The sequence below is a fragment of the Promicromonospora soli genome (assembly GCF_014653785.1).
Classification (GTDB): domain Bacteria; phylum Actinomycetota; class Actinomycetes; order Actinomycetales; family Cellulomonadaceae; genus Promicromonospora; species Promicromonospora soli.
In genome coordinates, this window is sequence record NZ_BNAS01000006.1 from 143,773 (window position 1) to 160,614 (window position 16,842).

General features: G+C 68.7%; 20 protein-coding genes. 13 read left to right on the top strand and 7 right to left on the bottom strand.

Annotated elements, in window-relative coordinates:
• Positions 1-9: 9 nt before the first annotated feature.
• From IE250_RS18875 to IE250_RS18900, 6 genes are all read left to right on the top strand, one after another.
• Positions 10-672 carry a hypothetical protein gene (locus IE250_RS18875; RefSeq protein WP_189670850.1) on the top strand — a complete coding sequence of 221 codons (663 nt, stop codon included), beginning with the start codon at positions 10-12 and terminating at the stop codon, positions 670-672.
• Between the two features lie 133 nt (positions 673-805).
• The gene (locus IE250_RS18880) at positions 806-1,204 is read left to right on the top strand and encodes a hypothetical protein (RefSeq protein ID WP_189670851.1); all 399 of its coding nucleotides are present in this window, start codon (positions 806-808) and stop codon (positions 1,202-1,204) included.
• Positions 1,201-1,557 carry a hypothetical protein gene (locus IE250_RS18885; RefSeq protein WP_189670852.1) on the top strand — a complete coding sequence of 119 codons (357 nt, stop codon included), beginning with the start codon at positions 1,201-1,203 and terminating at the stop codon, positions 1,555-1,557. The genes IE250_RS18880 and IE250_RS18885 overlap by 4 nt, the downstream gene beginning before the upstream one ends.
• The gene (locus tag IE250_RS18890; protein WP_189670853.1) at positions 1,554-2,021 is read left to right on the top strand and encodes a hypothetical protein; all 468 of its coding nucleotides are present in this window, start codon (positions 1,554-1,556) and stop codon (positions 2,019-2,021) included. Before IE250_RS18885 ends, IE250_RS18890 begins: the two co-directional genes overlap by 4 nt.
• A gap of 128 nt (positions 2,022-2,149) precedes the next feature.
• Complete coding sequence (locus IE250_RS18895; RefSeq protein ID WP_189670854.1) at positions 2,150-2,800, top strand: hypothetical protein; 651 nt, start codon at positions 2,150-2,152, stop codon at positions 2,798-2,800.
• Positions 2,797-3,774 carry a hypothetical protein gene (locus IE250_RS18900; protein WP_189670855.1) on the top strand — a complete coding sequence of 326 codons (978 nt, stop codon included), beginning with the start codon at positions 2,797-2,799 and terminating at the stop codon, positions 3,772-3,774. Before IE250_RS18895 ends, IE250_RS18900 begins: the two co-directional genes overlap by 4 nt.
• Before the next feature lie 40 nt (positions 3,775-3,814).
• On the opposite strand, the gene IE250_RS18905 is transcribed toward IE250_RS18900, so the two are convergent.
• Positions 3,815-4,081 carry a hypothetical protein gene (locus IE250_RS18905; RefSeq protein WP_189670856.1) on the bottom strand — a complete coding sequence of 89 codons (267 nt, stop codon included), beginning with the start codon at positions 4,079-4,081 and terminating at the stop codon, positions 3,815-3,817.
• A gap of 462 nt (positions 4,082-4,543) precedes the next feature.
• Between IE250_RS18905 and IE250_RS18910 the strand changes: the two genes are divergently transcribed.
• On the top strand, positions 4,544-6,382 hold the full coding sequence (locus tag IE250_RS18910) for a SigE family RNA polymerase sigma factor (RefSeq protein ID WP_229872588.1): 1,839 nt from the start codon (positions 4,544-4,546) through the stop codon (positions 6,380-6,382).
• A 198-nt stretch (positions 6,383-6,580) separates the two neighbouring features.
• Positions 6,581-6,727 carry a hypothetical protein gene (locus IE250_RS18915; RefSeq protein WP_189670858.1) on the top strand — a complete coding sequence of 49 codons (147 nt, stop codon included), beginning with the start codon at positions 6,581-6,583 and terminating at the stop codon, positions 6,725-6,727.
• A gap of 533 nt (positions 6,728-7,260) precedes the next feature.
• On the opposite strand, the gene IE250_RS18920 is transcribed toward IE250_RS18915, so the two are convergent.
• Entirely contained in the window at positions 7,261-7,410 is a 150-nt protein-coding gene (locus tag IE250_RS18920) for a hypothetical protein (protein WP_189670859.1), read from the bottom strand.
• 282 nt (positions 7,411-7,692) lie between these two features.
• On the opposite strand from IE250_RS18920, the gene IE250_RS18925 reads away from it, so the two are divergent.
• The gene (locus tag IE250_RS18925) at positions 7,693-8,430 is read left to right on the top strand and encodes a hypothetical protein (RefSeq protein WP_189670860.1); all 738 of its coding nucleotides are present in this window, start codon (positions 7,693-7,695) and stop codon (positions 8,428-8,430) included.
• Between the two features lie 243 nt (positions 8,431-8,673).
• Here IE250_RS18925 and IE250_RS18930 read toward each other — a convergent pair whose 3' ends face one another.
• On the bottom strand, positions 8,674-9,324 hold the full coding sequence (locus IE250_RS18930; protein WP_229872589.1) for a GmrSD restriction endonuclease domain-containing protein: 651 nt from the start codon (positions 9,322-9,324) through the stop codon (positions 8,674-8,676).
• Between the two features lie 394 nt (positions 9,325-9,718).
• Here IE250_RS18930 and IE250_RS18935 point away from each other — a divergent pair, with 394 nt between their 5' ends.
• Entirely contained in the window at positions 9,719-10,924 is a 1,206-nt protein-coding gene (locus IE250_RS18935) for a S8 family peptidase (RefSeq protein ID WP_189670861.1), read from the top strand.
• 373 nt (positions 10,925-11,297) lie between these two features.
• Here the strand turns inward: IE250_RS18935 and IE250_RS18940 are convergent, their stop codons facing one another.
• Positions 11,298-12,119, bottom strand: a complete 822-nt coding sequence (locus tag IE250_RS18940; RefSeq protein WP_189670862.1) for an alpha/beta hydrolase — start codon at positions 12,117-12,119, stop codon at positions 11,298-11,300.
• A gap of 190 nt (positions 12,120-12,309) precedes the next feature.
• Between IE250_RS18940 and IE250_RS18945 the strand changes: the two genes are divergently transcribed.
• Both IE250_RS18945 and IE250_RS18950 read left to right on the top strand, forming a co-directional pair.
• The gene (locus IE250_RS18945) at positions 12,310-12,780 is read left to right on the top strand and encodes a VOC family protein (protein ID WP_189670863.1); all 471 of its coding nucleotides are present in this window, start codon (positions 12,310-12,312) and stop codon (positions 12,778-12,780) included.
• 55 nt (positions 12,781-12,835) lie between these two features.
• Positions 12,836-13,864 (top strand): SDR family NAD(P)-dependent oxidoreductase, encoded by a 1,029-nt coding sequence (locus IE250_RS18950; RefSeq protein WP_229872590.1) that lies wholly within the window; start codon positions 12,836-12,838, stop codon positions 13,862-13,864.
• On the opposite strand, the gene IE250_RS18955 is transcribed toward IE250_RS18950, so the two are convergent.
• On the bottom strand, positions 13,756-14,616 hold the full coding sequence (locus IE250_RS18955) for a helix-turn-helix transcriptional regulator (RefSeq protein WP_189670864.1): 861 nt from the start codon (positions 14,614-14,616) through the stop codon (positions 13,756-13,758). The two genes, IE250_RS18950 and IE250_RS18955, sit on opposite strands and share 109 nt — an antisense overlap.
• 430 nt (positions 14,617-15,046) lie before the next feature.
• Between IE250_RS18955 and IE250_RS18960 the strand changes: the two genes are divergently transcribed.
• A complete protein-coding gene (locus IE250_RS18960) occupies positions 15,047-15,184 on the top strand; it encodes a hypothetical protein (protein ID WP_189670865.1) in 138 nt (45 codons plus the stop codon).
• Between the two features lie 41 nt (positions 15,185-15,225).
• Here IE250_RS18960 and IE250_RS18965 read toward each other — a convergent pair whose 3' ends face one another.
• Both IE250_RS18965 and IE250_RS18970 read right to left on the bottom strand, forming a co-directional pair.
• Positions 15,226-15,513, bottom strand: coding sequence for a hypothetical protein (locus IE250_RS18965; RefSeq protein WP_189670866.1), 288 nt, complete (start codon positions 15,511-15,513; stop codon positions 15,226-15,228).
• Positions 15,514-15,631: 118 nt separating this feature from the next.
• Positions 15,632-16,753 (bottom strand): RDD family protein, encoded by a 1,122-nt coding sequence (locus IE250_RS18970; protein WP_189670867.1) that lies wholly within the window; start codon positions 16,751-16,753, stop codon positions 15,632-15,634.
• Between the last annotated feature and the right edge of the window lie 89 nt (positions 16,754-16,842).

The window sequence follows — 16,842 nt, forward strand, 5'->3', positions numbered from 1 at the left end:
GATCTCCGCGTGAACGACGTCGACCTGCTCATGGAACAGTGCTCGTGGCTCGCCCAGCAGAGCGCGGACGTCGGCATGCCTGGGCCGCATCAACCAGTCGAACTGATGGGTATGCCTGTCCTGTCGGGGCTGCTTTCTGCGGCGACGGTCACGCCGGTCCGGCTCGATGGCGTCGATCATGAGTTGCTCGCATGGGGACCGGTCACGGATCGCCGCGGCTGGCTGTGCCGACTGCCGGTGCACCACGCGGACGACACGGATCTTCCAGAGGTACTGCGGGCCGTCTGGGCCGCGATGTGTGGGATCGTCGAGCACTTCGGCGACGTCTCCGGGACGTGGTGGTGGCTCAACTGCAATGACGTCCTGACTCGCGAAGCGGCCGACTGGCCGGTGGAGCAGATGCTCGCCGCTTACGAGTGGATGTGGACCGACGAAGGACTCCGTATCCCGATCGAGGCGGCTGACTACGTGCCGGTAGCTGCAGAGGCGAACGGGAACCTCACCCTTGCGCACCGGCGTACGGGGCAGGTCCTCTGGTTCGCGCCGGACCACTCCGAGTCAGGCGTCTCAGTGCTGGCCGGCTGCCCCGAGTACTCCCTGTACACCTTCGACGGCGTGCCGGACCTGGCCTCGTGGATCGAGACCGGCGCCGCCCAATGGGCGAGGCCGTGATGGCGATGAGCGAGGTGGAGCAGCGGCTCGTCGCGCCCCTTTACCTGTCGATGATGGGCACCGGTGCCGTGGGCCTGGAGCTGGCCTGCGTCACGAGCTGGTGCGGGTCAGTACGACCGTCACGGTTGACGAGGTGCGCCAGCTGCTCGGTTCGGGATGGCAGAGGCGACCACTGGTCATGGGTACACGGTTCGCCATGGCGGTGCCCGGTAACGAGATCCAGGCCGATGTCGTGGCCGCGATGGCGACCTCCGCAGGCGGCTTGACGGCGCCACCGCTGGCCGCAGTGAGCGCCTTGCTGGCCGGTGGCGACGCGAGCGACGCCATGCAGACCTATGCGGAGTGGATCGCCGACCCGATGCGGAGGGACGGGTCGTACGAATTCGTGGCCGCAGCGATCGCGCACCTCGGCGGCACGCCGCCTGGGGTCGCCCCGCCCGCCGCCATCGCGGAGTTCCGGAGCCTGTACCAGTGTGCTGACGAACTGCGCCATGCGTTCCGGACCGCACGCGAAGGACTGGCGCTGCCGTGACCGACGATGATGACGAACCGCGATGGGAATGCTTCGGTTCGGACGACGTCGCGCTGCTCGCGCGGCGAAAGGGAGTTCTTGCCGAGCTGATGCGTGAGATCGACGCCGGGCACATACTGCACGGCCGGATCGTCCATGTGGAGGCGTTCTTCACAGCGACCGACGATGTGATCGTCCGGCTTGATGACGGCACGTTCGCCCACGTCCATCCGACCTGGACCGGACACGTCGAACGACCCGGATACCCCGAAGCGGCCGTTCTCGGGTCGGCACATGCGGCGTTGGACTTCATGGCCCGGTTACTGACCGCCGAGTACCCCGGAGGTTCATCTCCCATGACGAGCGAGACGTGATCAACAATCTCCTGATCGCGGGCATCCGGGACTGGGTCATGCTCGACAAGGTGACCTGGGAGGTCATGCAGGGCGATCTCTCGGAGGAGAGCCGTACGGCGACGCTTCGGACCCTGGAGCTCTTGTACACCGACGGTTTGATGGTGCCGGGCGATCTGGCGGAGTCAGGTCTCCGGGACTGGCCAGGCTCGGTTGCGGCGTGGCTGGTCCGATCGAGGGAGGAGCTTGAACGCCTTGGTCGGAAGCCGCCCACGACAACGCGTACGCGAGGTTCGCCTGAAACCACCCCGTCCGCCACGTGCGACACCGTCGAGCACCTCGGTTACGACGTCGGTTGCGAAGCGCTGAACGAGCAGGGGCTGCAATGGGCGGTGCCACGTCGCGGTGATCTCCTGCATGGGCGGCCGTCGGCTTGGACAGGACCTCGAACGCCACATCCAGGTCGTCGTCACCATCTGCGATGAGCAGCTGCCGCCCACGGACGCCCTCGTCGTCGGTCGCTGGCGCGATCGCGTACTGCCACCCATCATCGCCCTGCCAGACCATGGTCACAGCGGCAATCCTTCACCACGCGGCGTGCTGTCGTGCCACCATGTCGGCTGTGGGATACGGCCGGAGCGCGCAGCGGGCGCTCGACTCGACACTGCCGCTCAAGCGCCGTCTTTCCGCGCTCAGCCAGTGCATCAGCCTCTCGGGACCGTACGGGTACAACGCGACCTGGCGGTACCTGGAGGCCCACACCGGGACCGAGCGGTCCACGCCCGGTTTCCTCGAACCGGTGATTGAGCACCTCACTCGTTACCGCGAGCTTCGCAGCAAGGCCATCAGCGACTTTGCGCAGCTGCGTCGTGCTGAGAAAGCCAAAGGCCTGCGGCTGCTGGACCCCGCGATAGTTACAGCGGGATCGCCGGCCCGCTGGTTCGGGGACGAGCGCGCCGCCGCGATCCATTTGCTCGCCGTCTGGGCTGAGCCGGGACGCCTCCACGCGGTGCGGACCACGGGATTCGGCCGTACCGCAGCCGAGGCCGCCGACCACCTCCTGCTCGATGGTGACCCGAGCGAGGTGACACGAGGCGACCTCCAAGACGCACTAGACCAGACCAGAAAGACCACACGGACTGTGGACTACCGGATCGAACGGACAACCTACGCCTCCGCCTGGCAAGCCCACCGGCTCCTGGGACAACTCAAGGTTCTCCTCGACGGCCCGCTTGTTCTTGGCGAACGATGGGACTTCGCGTGATCGGCATCTGGCGCGCCTATCTGCGGGTCCTGTCGACAGAGGCAGCACTCGCCGAGCTCGAGGCTGCCCTCGGCATGCCGGCGCACCGCGGCCACTCCAAGGGCGACGCTCGTCCTCGCCGTCCCCCGCACGAGTGGTCCGCATGGCACCACCCGCTGTGGTGGCGCGCGTCGCGCCACGGAGGGACGGACGGCATCGATCGCGCGATTCATGGCCTGCCGGCCGAGCTCGCGGACAGGGTCCGAGCCCGGGTCGTCGCTGGTGACGCGGCCTCGCTCGTCATCGTGCAGGATATGGACGGCGACGATCCGACCGGTTCGCTCGGCCTCACACTTGGCGCGGACGCGGTGGCGTGGCTTGCCCGGGCTGGCATGTCGCTCGACGTCGACCAGTACGCCTGCCTCGTCGGCGCGCCCGACGGCGTGAGCCCCGACTACCACCCGCCACTCGACTTCGGCTCGTGGGTCGCCACGATGTCCGCCTCGCTACGCCGGTACGAGGCTCACTTCGCGGAGCGTTGCGGCTACCCGGTCGAGCCCGGAAGCAACATCGTGACGCGCAGCGGCACGTCCGTCCCGTGGGTGCCGCTCGAGGACTTGCCGAGACCGCTCGTCCGGTTCTATGACGTCGTCGGGCAGGCATCACTCATGGACGTCCACATCGGCTACGCGATCCATCCCGCGACGACGCTTGTCGGCGACGGCAAGCTCGCCTACCCGGGCCGGATCGACGTCGACGGGAGCCGAATCGAGGTCGCTACCTTCGGGTCCGACGGCGGTGGCGGCCTCTTCGCCATGGTCCGCGACAACGGGCGAGTCATTCACCTGCCACCGTCCGACGTCCGCGACCGCACCTGGTTCGCCCACACCGCCGCACGCCCCCGCGACATCGCCGCCGACCTCGATACGTTCCTGCGCCACCTGCTCGACGTCGTCGACCAACTGATCGAGACCGGTGACACTCGCGGGATCTGACCGCCTGTGGACTCCGCTTCGCAGGTGGGAACCGAAAGCACTATGACGTGCTCAGCTGGTTCGTCTGGCCGGGTGGGTCCCGCCATTTCGGCAGGTCCAGCAGGTCGGGGGCGTGTGACGCCTGGACGGCGGCGGGCGCCCGCTCGCGGCAGGTGGCTATGCCGGACAGAGTCCCGATGGGCGTGCTCGAGTTCGTGCTCGCGGACTTCTGGGCCTCGCCTCGGTGGTGGCCGTCCACGGACCAGGCCCTGAGGGGGCCTTCGAGCCACTCCGTCGGTGCACGGGCGCTGTGGAACCGCGCGGTCATGCCGCACAACGAGCGCTCACTTGATGCGGGCTAGCAGGAAGTCCCGCGTCGAATCTGTGGGCTCGTAGAAGCCCCAAACGGCATTCGAGAACTCCCCGGCTGCGAAGAACGCAGAGGAGTCAACTCCCGAAAGCTTGTAGACGCTCATTGAGTGCCGCTGGGTGGGGACGGTCGGCCGCCACTGTACGGCCCCGTCGCCAGCCATCGTCCGGCGTACACCTCCCGTCCTGCGCGGGCCCGGCTGCGGGTCGAAGCGCATCTGGGGCAAGGCGCCGTCGGATCTCCTGCCGCCGTGCGGAGTCACCTCGTGCACGAACCGGTGAAGTGCGTGCCGAGGGGCTCACACGCTGGACGTATTGCCCGGCCCGCAACGGGCGCATGATTTGTCAGGGAGCTGGATCGTGGGTCGGGAAGCTGGGGCGTCGGCTGAACTTTCTCGGGAAGGGGTGCGTCATGGGGAATATGAGCATCCACGCACCCGAGCGGGCCGAGGTCCGCGTGGTCCGTTCCAAGGACCAGGAGTTCGTCGCGTTCGTCAGGGACGCCCGTCCGTACTTGTTCCGTACCGCCTTCCTGCTGTGCGGTGACCCGTACCGGGCCGAGGACCTGGTCCAGGGCACGTTCGAGCGCGTCTACCGGTCGTGGCACCGGGTGGGTAGCGAGCCGCGTGCCTACGCCCGCCGGGTCCTCGTCAACCTGCGCACCGATACCTGGCGCCGCACCAGCCGCACGGATCTGCCCGGCGACGACGTGATTCGGCTTCCCGACACCCCGGACCACTCCGCTCGAGTCGCCGTGCGGGACGAGCTGGTGCAGGCGCTGGCGCAGTTACCGCTGCAGCAGCGCCGGGTGGTGGTCATGCGGCACCTGCTGGACCTGTCCGAGGCGCAGGTCGCCGGCGAGCTGGGGAGGTCGGTGGGGACCGTGAAGTCGGCGAACGCACGTGGTCTGGAGAACTTGCGCACCATATTGGAGAGCGCAGAGCTTGCGGACATCCCGGTGCCGCACCGCGACGCGGCCGAGACGCTCGGCGGGAGCCGGGCCGCTCTGCGCAGGCGGCACACCGCGCAGGGGGTGCTCGGTGGCGTGGCTGCTCTCCTTGTGGCGTTCTTCCTGGCTGGGCCGGTCACGCTTCCGGGCGTAGGCCCGGTCGCGCTTCCGGGCAGCGAGTGGTTCCGTTCGCTCGTGGGTCTGGAGCGGCCCGACAATGATGCTGACTTGTTGCCCGGTGACTGCCCGGCGGAGCCCTCGGGTCTGGATGCCCCGCCCTGGCTGGAGGGGCGGTGCGTGCTCAAGGTGGATGTGAGGGCCGCGCCCGACGCTGTGGAGGCGGGAGTCGTCGTCGGCGTGGGCCAGCCGACGGCGGGTAGCGGTCTGACGGGCACGCTGGCGACGGACGGCTCGATCATGACACTCACCGAGGTGGCCTCGGGCCCGGACGACGGCGACAGCTACCCGGACCGAGAGCTGGCGCTGGAGCTGCGTGCGGCCACGGGGGAGAGCAGCCCGGTAGCCGTCAACGGCACCGTCGACGGCCACCGCGCAGAGATCTCCGACGTCGCGCGGCAGGGCAACCGGGTCGCCTGGCTGGAGGTCGCGACGCTTGAGAGTGAGTCGTCGCCCTGGGCGGTCCGCGTCGTCGACGACGTGAGAGATCCCGAGGTGCGCACGCTCATCGAGTCGTCCGGTGATCCGGTGCCGGTGGGATACCGGATCGGGCTGAGCGGCGCGTATCTGCACCTGCAGCGGCTCGCGGACCGGGGCGAGATCGAGCAGGTTCGGGTCTTGCTTGCGACAGGGGAGACCGAAGAGCCGGTCACCGGTTCTACCGCGTTCGCCGCCACGCCGGAGGGGGTCCAGTGGGCGGCAGACAACGTTCGTACGGGCATCGAACTCGCCGCCCGTTCGGACGACGGCATCCGACGGGCGCTCGTGGACCTCCCGCCGGCGGGCGGCTACCCAGCTGAGACGGTGACCGAGATGGCGTCGTCGGACGCCGTACTGGCGTGGGAGGTGGCGGGTGACCTCCACGTGCTCGACCTGGAGACGGAGGCCGTGACGCTGGCCGAGCTGGACGGAGAGGTCAGTGGGATCGACGCCGACGGTGGAGCGGTGGTGTGGACGAGCACGCGAAACAACGAGGGAGCGGGGTATCTGCTTCTCGACGGCCGGGCGTACCGACTGGAGGGCAGGATCGTCGAGGTCGCCGTGGAGGGCGAATGGCTGGCGTGGGTCAGTGTGGGCCCCGGGGGGTCCTCTCTGCGGCAGCACCTGGCGCGGATCGTGGAGGCGGGGCGTTGACGTCCCGAGCCGACGAGGACAGTCGGCACTGGCCCCTGCGCCACTATGGCGACTTGATCGAGATCGGCCGCCGCGCCGCGGCAGCGTCCTCGGTCGCGGCCGAGTTCACCATCGAGACCAGGACTCGCTATCGCGACCTGCTGGCCGAGTTCGTCGCGCAGGTTCGCGAGAGCGGTGACCTCGCCGAGGGCCTCAGCGATGAAGAAGTCGGTGTATGTCCTCTACTTCTACCTGCGGTTCGAGCAAGCCATGCTCCTGACGGGGGACTTCGGCTGGAGCGAAGCACGCGCGATCGAATGGCTGCGCGGCCGGCTGGCCTCATATCTGCTGGCCGAGCCCTCGTGATTCGAGCCCCGCAACAAGAACGCAACAGATTGAGTCCAGACGGGTCCCTCCGACCCCAGGCGCATCCACCGAGCGTCAGCTAACATCTTCCCTGTCAGTTGGGATATCTCCCGAAAAACCAAGGTAGATCCCGCCGACTCCAGACCTTTCCGTAGTGGGACATCTCGGGCACGACGAGTTCCAGAGGTCGCGGGTTCAAATCCCGCCCCCACAAATGCCAGGCCCGGCGAGAGTGCGGCTGGCGCCGTCGTTGTCGGGGATCAGGCCAAGCCGCAACCGACCTGGTCGGCCGTGGACGTGCTCGGCACCCTGGAGATGGGTCGTACTCGTCGGCAATGGACGAGGCGTCGGCGTCGCTGGTGCTGGGCGGTGCGAGGCCTGGCCATGTGCAAGGGAACCGTAAGTTCGCGATCGCTGACGCGGTCAGGAGCATTGACGCCCCCGTACGGGTGGCAGCGGATGCGTCCTGGGAGGGCTACTCGCCGGCTGATGTGCTGCCTAGGACCGGTGCCTCTCAGGATTGGGCGCGAAGATCAGGACTGGTCGGCCTCGAGAAGCGCTTCAGCGAGCTCGCGAGACTTGGCGACGAGCACGGGATCCAGTCGTGGGCGGTCCGGCCAGTGTCCGGCCACCTGGAAGAACATCGCATCCAGTTCGGCGAGCTGCTCGACCGGTGCGTTCATGCAACAACCGTAACGGCGACCGCCGGACGCGCCCTTTGCCGGGTGCCCACGCCCGGGCGAACCTGCTTGAATCCCGGTAGCCTGCGAGGACCGCAGGAGGGTGTGCTTTCCATCGGGTGCTGAGGCACGCGAGATCGCATTCGCACTGACATCGCCTCCGCGCAGATTTCGCCGATCGTTCGGGACGAGCCGTCTGGACTTTGCCGTCCGACGAGGCTGAGGTGGCAAGACCTGTCGGCTGGCGCGCGAAGCTGCGAGGTGAGGATCTTCCAGGATGCGCTCGTGACCAGTTACTTTGCCCGATATCAGGCCGGGGAGCACAACGAGGTGTGGCGGGATCTGCGTGCGCTGGACCTCACGGTGTTCGAGGTACGGCATCGCGAGGACGCGCAGGCGGTGGCGCGGGAGATGGCCGTGCGAGCTCGCTGGAACGTGGAGACTCTCGTCGACCGGCTGCAGGCGGACGGCTTTGTCGCCGCGGAGAACGACGACGACGGCACGCCCCGCCCGGCCCACTTCCCGCCGTCGGATGGCGCGTCCGCGCTGGCTGACTGGATGGAGGAGGCGTTCGCGCCGTTCCCAATGACGGTCGCGGCATGGATCCGCCAGGTGGGGGACGTGTGGCTCGTCGGGGAGCACCCGAGGTGGGCGCAGAGTGTTCTGGCCAACCCGCTCGTGGTCGAGTTCGAGCACACCCTGTACGGCGGCGGCTCGCGCGAGTACTTCGAGGGGGAATGGAAGAGCTGGGGTGAGAGCCCGCACCGGGACAGCCGGCCGTTCCAGCTCGATTTCGCGCCCGACGCCCTGCACAAGGCCAACATCAGTGGTGACGGTCCGTACGGGATCGTCCTCGCGGGGTCGGGCGTCGATGGTCGGCTCGGTCCGTCGACGTGGTTCGTCGACGACCTCAACGCGGCGTTCGCGGCCGGGGGATTTCCCGGTGCCCTGTACTCGGAGGGCTATGTCGATCCGCCGCAAGGGCTGCGCGAGGGCCTTGCCCGGGATCTTCTGCGTCTCTGACGTGCGCTGGGGGCCGGCTTCTGGCAAGCGACCCCGGAAAGTGCCGGGTTCGCATTCGTGTGGCCGATGCGGCCGACGTCGGCTCGAGCCGGTCCGCTTCGACCAGACCGTCGCGCCGGGCCGCGTGATCGCTTTGTCGACATACCGTTCTGCACCGCACCCGCATGGCTCGGCCGTGCCTGGCCCCTCTGTGCGCGACCGCGGCGTCATGGGCGCGAGCCCAGGACGCCGCGGCCGGTGGACTCAGGACGAGCAGGTGTTGAGCATGGTCTGCAGCGCGGACTTCTCCGAGGACTGCAGGTGCAGTCCCCACCGGTACTTGGTGTGGATCCACCACTTGGAGTATGCGCAGCGGGCGCTGGACAGCGGTGGCTGCCAGGTGGACGGGTCCTGGTCGCCCTTGGACTGGTTCACGTTGTCGGTGACTGCGATGAGCTGCGGGCCGCTCAGGTCGTTGGCGAAGCTCTGCCGCTCGCTGGTCGTCCAGTGTCGTGCGCCGGAACGCCAGGCCTCGGCCAGGGCCACGATGTGGTCGATGTCCAGGTCGGAGGCCTGGTACCAGGTGGCGCCGTCGTAGTAGCTGTACCAGCGGCCGGAGGTGGCGGAGCAGTCGGAGCCGACGGTGATGCTGTCGGCGTCGCGCTTGAGCACTGTCTCACGGGTGTTGCAGTTGTTGCCCTGGTTGATCCAGTGCGGGAACAGGTCGCGGGAGTAGCCGGTCATCGACTCTTCGGTGCGGACGGTCAGCGAGTTGAGCTCGGTCTGTGCGGTGGCTTTGGACGGTGTCCCGGGCGGCAGCGCGCCGGCGGGCGGGGCGGCGACGATCGCTACGGCGGCGAACAGCAGGAGTGTGATGACGGCGGTGAGCAGGCCGCGCAGGGGGATTCTCGGCAAGAGCGTCACGTGGGGAACCCTTCGGGCAGACGATACGACGCTCACATTCTGGTCATACTCGGTAAAAACGCCCTGCTGCCGCAATGACGCGGTCGCCAACCGGGCGTGAACGGTTCAGCGTGCACGGCGGGCCGAGTCCCTTGCGGGTCGACGCAGGTCCCATTCGGCACGTCGATGCCGATCCAGTTCGATCTCGATGTGCTCGAGGACCGATCGGGCTGCGGGTAACGACGCGCTGCAGATTCTGTGACATCAGCCCCAAAGGTATGGAAAGTTCGTATAGCAGCCGTAACCCGGAGGAAATCATCGCGCTCGTAGACTGCCCCCGATCCCGTCCCGGGAGCATCTGTGCTGCTCAGACGCTCATCGGGCCGCTCTCCTGAAGGAGGAAGAGTTGAACCGAACCATCTTCCGTCGCGTGTCCGCCGCCCTGGCCGGCACCGCTGCGCTCCTCGCCCCGCTCGCCGTCGCCCCTGCGGGCGCCGCGCAGCCCGACGTCACGATCCTGGGCGCCGGCGCCCCGAACGCGATCGCGGACTCGTACATCGTGGTCCTCGACGACCCCGGGTCCGCGGCCGGCGTCAAGAGAACGGCCGCAGGTCTCGCCGCGAAGTTCGGCGGCGACGTCGCGCAGACCTGGTCCGCCGGCGTGAAGGGCTTCGAGGCGAGGCTCTCCGCGGGCCAGGCGAAGAAGCTGGCCGCCGACCCCGCCGTCGCCTACGTCGAGCAGAACGCCACGGTCTCGATCGCTGCCACCCAGTCCCCCACGCCGTCGTGGGGCCTGGACCGCACCGACCAGCGCACCCTGCCGCTGAACAACAGCTACACCTACCCGAGCACCGCCTCGGGCGTGACCGCGTACATCGTCGACACCGGCATCCTCACCACACACTCCGACTTCGGCGGCCGCGCGGTGTCCGGCTACGACTTCGTCGACAACGACTCCAACGCCACCGACTGCAATGGCCACGGCACGCACGTCGCCGGCACCGTCGGCGGGTCCTCGTACGGCGTCGCCAAGGGCGTCACGCTCGTCGGCGTCCGCGTCCTCGACTGCGCCGGGTCGGGCACCTGGGCCGGCGTGATCGCCGGCATCAACTGGGTCGCGTCCGACCACGCCGCCGGCGAGGCGGCGGTCGCCAACATGTCGCTCGGCGGCGGCTCGTCCGCCGCCGTGAACGACGCCGTCGCCGCCGCGATCGCCGACGGCGTGACCTTCGCGGTGGCCGCGGGCAACGACAACCGCGACGCGTGCCGCTTCTCGCCGGCCAGCACCCCGACGGCCATCACCGTGGGCGCCACGACCAGCACCGACGCCCGTGCGTCCTACTCGAACTTCGGGTCGTGCCTCGACATCTTCGCGCCGGGCTCGTCAATCACGTCGGCCTGGTACACGTCCACGACGGCGACCAACACGATATCCGGCACGTCGATGGCCACCCCGCACGTCGCCGGTGCCGCCGCCCTCGTGCTCACTGCGCACCCCGGCTACACGCCGGCCCAGGTGCGCGACACACTCGTGAACACCGGCACGGCCGGCGTCGTCACGAACCCGGGTCGCAACTCGCCGAACGTCCTGCTGTACGTCGGCGCGCTCTGACCCGGATCCGTTGAGTTGCGCCCGGCCGCGTCAACGGCCGGGCGCAACTTCCCGGGGGATCTCCATGCGACTCGTGCTGTCATAGAGCGCTGCTTCGGCGTCGTGGAGCTGATGCTGGACCGGAGAGGCAAGGTCTCGGATGTGTCATAGCCCCTGGCCGAGGCCGAGCATCGGGAGCCGGGAGCGCTCAGTCGCAGTCAGGCCGAGCGCTGTGGGCCAGCCAACAGGCGGCGTGTGACGGTGCGGCCTGTGATCGGTGCCTCCGGACGGCGGGCGAGCGATCACATGCGCGTCGGGCACCGTCGACCTGACCGGCCCGGTCGGACTGGACGTGCTGCGCAGGCTTTTCCCGGGCTACTGAGACTTCTGACGGTCACGCCCGGGTGGCCGCATGTGCGAGCGCCCAGTCCAGGGCGAAGTCGGCGATCTCCTCCCAGCCCTCCTGCCCGACCATGCGGTGCGTCCGCCCCGGGAACTCCTTGTACTCCACGACTGACGGGCTCCCCGTGCGCTGGTACTTCTTGACGAGTGCCTTTCCGATCGCAGGCGGGACGACGTGGTCGTCGCCGCCCATGATCACCAGGAGTGGTGCTCGGTCGGCACGGGTGTAGTCGACCTTCGTGACGCCGCGACGCTCGTTGAAGAGTGCGAGCACTCCCTCGAACAGGACCCGGTTGTAGGAGTTCACCGCCTGTTCCTCCCACACCCGGTCCGACTCAGAGCGAGGCAGGTCGTTGCCGAACGCGTAGTGGAACTGTCGCCTGGTGATGGGCGAAGCACCGTTCCTCGACCAGGGCTTCGAGAGGATCGGGAACCCGGTCACGGCCGCGGAGAACGGGACCAGCGGGACGCCGGCGGTCGGACCCGTCGCGACACCCACGTACGCGGCGCCGAGCCCGCGGTCGGCGAGCATCTGCATCAGCACACCCCCGAACGAGTGACCCATGATGATCGGCTTCTCCGGGAAGGACCGCAGGATCGACTCGTAGTGGTCGGCGATCTGGGCGAGGCCGACCCCCTTCAGCGGCTCCGGGTTCACCCGCACGTCAGCGACACTCCGGTTGTCGATACCGGGCCAGCCGGGTACCACCACCTGGTGACCGCGCTCGCGGTAGCGCTCGGCCCAGGTGTCCCAGCTCTTCGGCGTCATCCAGAGGCCGTGGATCAGGACGATCGGTGGCGTGTGCGCAGTCATGGTGGTGCTCCAGTTCTCAGGAATGGCTCGCTCCGACGGTACGAGCGGCCGGGCCCGCCTGACGACGGGCTGGGTGGTACCGCGAGAGCCATGACCAGGGGTACCAGCCAGGCTCTCCCGGCGAGCCATGCGGCGGGCTTGCAATGGTCGTGGGCCCGAACATGAGCCCACGACCAAGGAGAAGATCCCGATGCCACTGCCCGCAGCCCCCGCACGCAACACCAGCTCGCCGTTCTCGTCGATGCACGGCCACCACGCCGCGATCCGTTACCCCGACTTCGAGGCGGCACGCTCGTTCTGGGTCGACACGATGGACTGGCGGGTCCTGCAGACCTGGCCCTACGGAGAGCTCACGCTCGCCTACGTGATGCCGCCCGACCAGGACGACTTCCACCTGGAGATCCTGGCCGGACCCGGTGCCGCCGCCCAGACGATCTACGACGACGTGGACGCGAGCCTGGCCGCTAACGGCTTCAACCACGTCTGCCTGTCCGTCGACAGCGTCGACGAGGCGCTCGCAGCACTGCGCGAGCGTGGGGTCGACGTCGTCAACCCGCCGTTCGAGATCGACGACATCAGCGCACGGCTCGCCTTCTTCCGCGACCCGTGGGGCAACATGTTCGAGCTCACCGAGCGCACCGGCGGCGACCACGCCCACTGACCCCGTCACGTCACCACGCCAAGCCAGCACGACGAAATTCATGAGGAGATCTGCCATGGCAGTCTGGTTCGTCACGGGCGCGTCCCGTGGCCTGGGTGCGGAGATCACCCGCGCCGCTCTGGCGAGCGGTCACAGCGTCGTCGCCGCGGCCCGCGACCCGCGCAGCGTGCACGCCGCCTTCCCCGACGCGGGAGGACGGCTGTTGTCGGTGGCGCTGGACGTCACCGACGCCGCGCAGGTCCAGGCCGCCTTCGAAGCCGGCGTCGAGGCCTTCGGACGCATCGACGTACTGGTCAACAACGCCGGGCGTGGGCTGCTGGGCGCCGTCGAGGAGGCGAGCGACGCAGAGGTCCGCGCGGTCTACGACACCAACGTGTTCGGCGTCCTGACCGTGACCCGCGCGGTGCTGCCGGTCCTGCGCGCGCAGCGCTCCGGTCACATCGTCAACCTGTCCTCGGTCGGCGGCTTCGTGAGCTCCGCGGGCTGGGGCATCTACACCTCGACGAAGTTCGCCGTCGAGGGCCTCTCCGAAGCGATGGCCCTGGAGCTGGCCCCCCTCGGGATCGGCGTCACCCTGGTCGAGCCCGGGTACTTCCGCACCGACTTCCTCGACTCCTCGAGCCTGCACCGGGTCACCACCGCGATCGAGGACTACACCGACGGGCCGGCGGGAACGATGCGTATGACCGCCGAGCAGGTCAACCACGGCCAGCCCGGCGACCCGGTCAAGGCCGGTCCCGCGATCGTGTCCGCGATCGACTCGGGCCGAGCCCCCCTCCGCCTGCAGCTCGGCTTCGGACTGTGTCGCCTCGGTCGAGGCGAAGTTGGCCGCGGTGCGGTCAGAGCTCGACGCCTGGCGCGAGGTCGCCGTCTCCACGGACCACGACGACGTCGCGGTGCCGGCACGCTAGCGGGCAGGGCCGGATGGGGCGAGCGAGGCGCTCGCTCGCCCCATCCGGCGGTGCACGCAACCCGTCACAGCAGGGTCGGAACGGGTTCCTCGGACGCCGCCCGGCTGGACATGAGCAGCAGCTTCTCCGCCGACGGCGAGCCGCGGTCGGCGCTGTACACGATGACGGTCTGACCGTTGTCCGCAGGGAGCGGCAGCGCCTCGTAGTTCAGCCTCAGGTCGCCGACGGCCTCGTTGAAGAAGAACTTCACGCCGTGCGTGTGCTCGAAGAGGCGGTAGTCGGCCCAGAACCGCGCGAACTCCTCCGACGCCGCCGTGAGGTGATCGACAAGTGCCGAAAGGTACTCGTTGGCTCCCGCGGCGGCGGCGTTACGCAGGATCGCCACCATCTGTGGTGCGATGTCCTCCCAGTTCCGGTAGACGACCCGCGCCCGAGGACTGAGGAACATCCACCGTGCCATGTTCCGTTCGTCCGACGGCATGGCCGCGAAGTCGTCCAGCAGCAGAGTGGCCGCCCGGTTGATCCCCAGGACCTCCAGGTGCGGTCCGTGGATCACGGCCGGCGCGGGATCGAGCGCCTCGATCATCGAGATCAGCGCGGGACGGGCCCGCAGGGTGATCGGCGGGATCCGCCGGGTGTGGATGCTGTCCGGGTTGAGAAGTGCCCGCAGGTGCAAACGCTCCAGGCGGTCGAGCCGCAGCGCGCGCTCGACCGCGTCGAGCACCTGCTCGGAGACGTTCCCGGCGCGCCCCTGCTCGAGCTTGACGTAGTAGTCGACGCTCACCCCGGCCAGGATCGCGACCTCCTCACGACGCAGGCCCCGCACCCGCCGTGCCGAGGTCGCCGGGGGCAGACCGACGTCCTCGGGCTCGAGCGCCGCACGGCGCGACGTCAGGAAGTCCCGCAGGGCGTTATCGGTCCTCATCGACCCAGTATCCGACGGATACAGGATGACCGGCGGATGAAGTCGAGCGCTCCGGGCCACGCGTGCCGTGCACATACCGGCGGTACTGTGGCCGATCGATTCATCGCCATACCCCGGTCAACGCTGCCTGGTCGGGCGGACGACGACTTCGTTGACATCGACGTCCCACGGCTGACACGCTCCGGCCGGCGCCGGGCCTGACCGCCGCCGACTTCGTGGCGGCCAACGCCGCACCTGGGTGTGCTTTCCATTGGGCGCTGAGGCACGCGAGATAGCAATCGCACTCGTTGGTATTGCGTGGCTCGGCCACCGTCGCCTCGCGTCCGAGGGCCAGGTGTGTGGCGCTACGGCTCACCGACCGGGTCTGGGCGTGGCGGGAGCGGGCGACGGGCCGGATCCAGGTCTTGATCGAGGCGCGAACGCCTCCTCAGTGCCTCTTCCGGGCGAGGATGAGGCGCTGCTCGTCGTCGAGAAGGTGGACCACTTGTTCGTCGCGACCGCTGTCCGGACGACGACGTCCGTCGAGGTGGAGCACGGCACGGAAGCCACGACGCGAAGAAGTCCCTGACGGGTACGTCGGGGACTTCGACACGTCGTACGCAACCTGATTCAAACGGGGCCACCGTCCTCCGCGCGGAGGTCGTCCGCAGCGAGACGCAGGTCGCGAAAGTCCTCGACGGCGAGCCGGGCAGCACTTCCGAAACTGGCGATGCTCCCTTGCGCGACGACGAAGATGTCGTCGACCACGGCGTCGGACGGCGTGATCTCGCCGTAGCAGTCGTGCCAAGCAAGCTCGGTCAGTTCAAGGATGTCCAGCACAGCGCCAGCGTCGCGGCCGAACTCCTCGCGCGCTCTCTTCTCCCGTATCGCCCTTCGCCCTGCCCTGCTGATCGGCATGTGGGCGACTCTGCCACAGGCCCAGTCCTGCCGGGTCAACACCGTGCCAGGTCCGCTCAGACGTTGAACCGTGCGGCCCTGACCTGGTCGCGCCGTTTACCAGCGGTTCGTCGACATGTCAGTTCGAGTGGTGGTCGGTCTCGTCGTAAGTCACCGATCCGCCACACCTCGCCACGACCTCTCCGTCGGCGATCAACCGTACGTCGATCCAAACGTCTGTTCCGAGGTCGCCCGTGGCGCCGTCGGAATCCGTGAGCTCGACCTGTGCGACGTGGACGTCCCCGTCCGGTGAGATGGTCCTGGTGTGCGTGAAGTTCCCGACTTCCGACCAGTCATCGGCCCCACCCTTCCCGATGTCCCACGACCGGGAAACTACTGATGCGCCGTTCTCCGAGCGTGGCCGAGCGTCGAGCTCGACCTGGTAGTCGACGTCGCGCGCCGACGGCCTGCTCGCCCAGGAGATCGTCGCGCCCGGGTGCGCGATCCGGGTCTTCCGAACGGTCCACATCCGGCGATCCTGCTCGACCGACACGGATCCGCCCAGCGTGATGTCCCCGGTGATCAGGGCCGCTCCCTCACCATCGAGCGCGCACGAGCCGGTGCCGACCACCGGCACCGAGCTACTGCCGTTGGCCGGCACGCACCCGTACCCGAGCCCAAGAACGCAGGCGGCCATCGCCGCAAAGTACACGGCAATTCTCGGCCCCCGCGGCAGGTCGGGGAGCTCTTGCACCACGACGGTGTGCGCGATCCCGTCGGCGAACGTCTGCCGCCTCGCGTGCCACAGTGGCCGCAGATACCCGATCAACAGGATGGCGTCGAGCAGGTGGATCACCCAGCGCACCAGCGTCGTCCACAAGCCGGCCGGCCCGGACGACCGCTCACGGACCACCCGGATGCCGACCACCAGCTTGCCCGGCGTCCAGCCGGTCATGGCTTGCAGTACCAAGAGGATCGTGGCGGCACCGATCGGCACCAGGACCAGCGGATCTCTGGGCAAGCCCGCGCCGTACGCCCCGAAGACTGGCGTGAGCGTTGGCGGAGTAAACCCCGCTCCGAGCGCCAACCAGGCGGTACCCGCCAGGATCGCGTTGTCGAAGATCGCCGCGACAACGCGGTGCCCCCACGTGGCGTACGCGGGTGAGACGGCAGCAGCGAGTTGCGCCGGATCTCCGTCCGGTAAGACGCCGACCCTGGATGTGGCGTCCTCGTCAGGCCGGGACTCTTCGCTGCTGAGCACGGTCGAATCATGGCAGCGTGAACGACGACGGCCCAGGAAAGACGCGCAAACGCCTAGACGTTCGCCTCGGACGCAGGTGCGGCGGCGAC

Excerpts from the sequence above, each read along its gene's own strand:
- IE250_RS18965 (WP_189670866.1), bottom strand. The coding sequence starts at position 15,513 with ATGCCGATCAGCAGGGCAGGGCGAAGGGCGATACGGGAGAAGAGAGCG.
- IE250_RS18940 (WP_189670862.1), bottom strand. The coding sequence starts at position 12,119 with ATGACTGCGCACACGCCACCGATCGTCCTGATCCACGGCCTCTGGATG.
- IE250_RS18910 (WP_229872588.1), top strand. The coding sequence starts at position 4,544 with ATGAGCATCCACGCACCCGAGCGGGCCGAGGTCCGCGTGGTCCGTTCC.
- IE250_RS18945 (WP_189670863.1), top strand. The coding sequence starts at position 12,310 with ATGCCACTGCCCGCAGCCCCCGCACGCAACACCAGCTCGCCGTTCTCG.
- IE250_RS18920 (WP_189670859.1), bottom strand. The coding sequence starts at position 7,410 with ATGAACGCACCGGTCGAGCAGCTCGCCGAACTGGATGCGATGTTCTTC.
- IE250_RS18915 (WP_189670858.1), top strand. The coding sequence starts at position 6,581 with ATGAAGAAGTCGGTGTATGTCCTCTACTTCTACCTGCGGTTCGAGCAA.
- IE250_RS18950 (WP_229872590.1), top strand. The coding sequence starts at position 12,836 with ATGGCAGTCTGGTTCGTCACGGGCGCGTCCCGTGGCCTGGGTGCGGAG.
- IE250_RS18905 (WP_189670856.1), bottom strand. The coding sequence starts at position 4,081 with ATGACCGCGCGGTTCCACAGCGCCCGTGCACCGACGGAGTGGCTCGAA.
- IE250_RS18955 (WP_189670864.1), bottom strand. The coding sequence starts at position 14,616 with ATGAGGACCGATAACGCCCTGCGGGACTTCCTGACGTCGCGCCGTGCG.
- IE250_RS18895 (WP_189670854.1), top strand. The coding sequence starts at position 2,150 with ATGTCGGCTGTGGGATACGGCCGGAGCGCGCAGCGGGCGCTCGACTCG.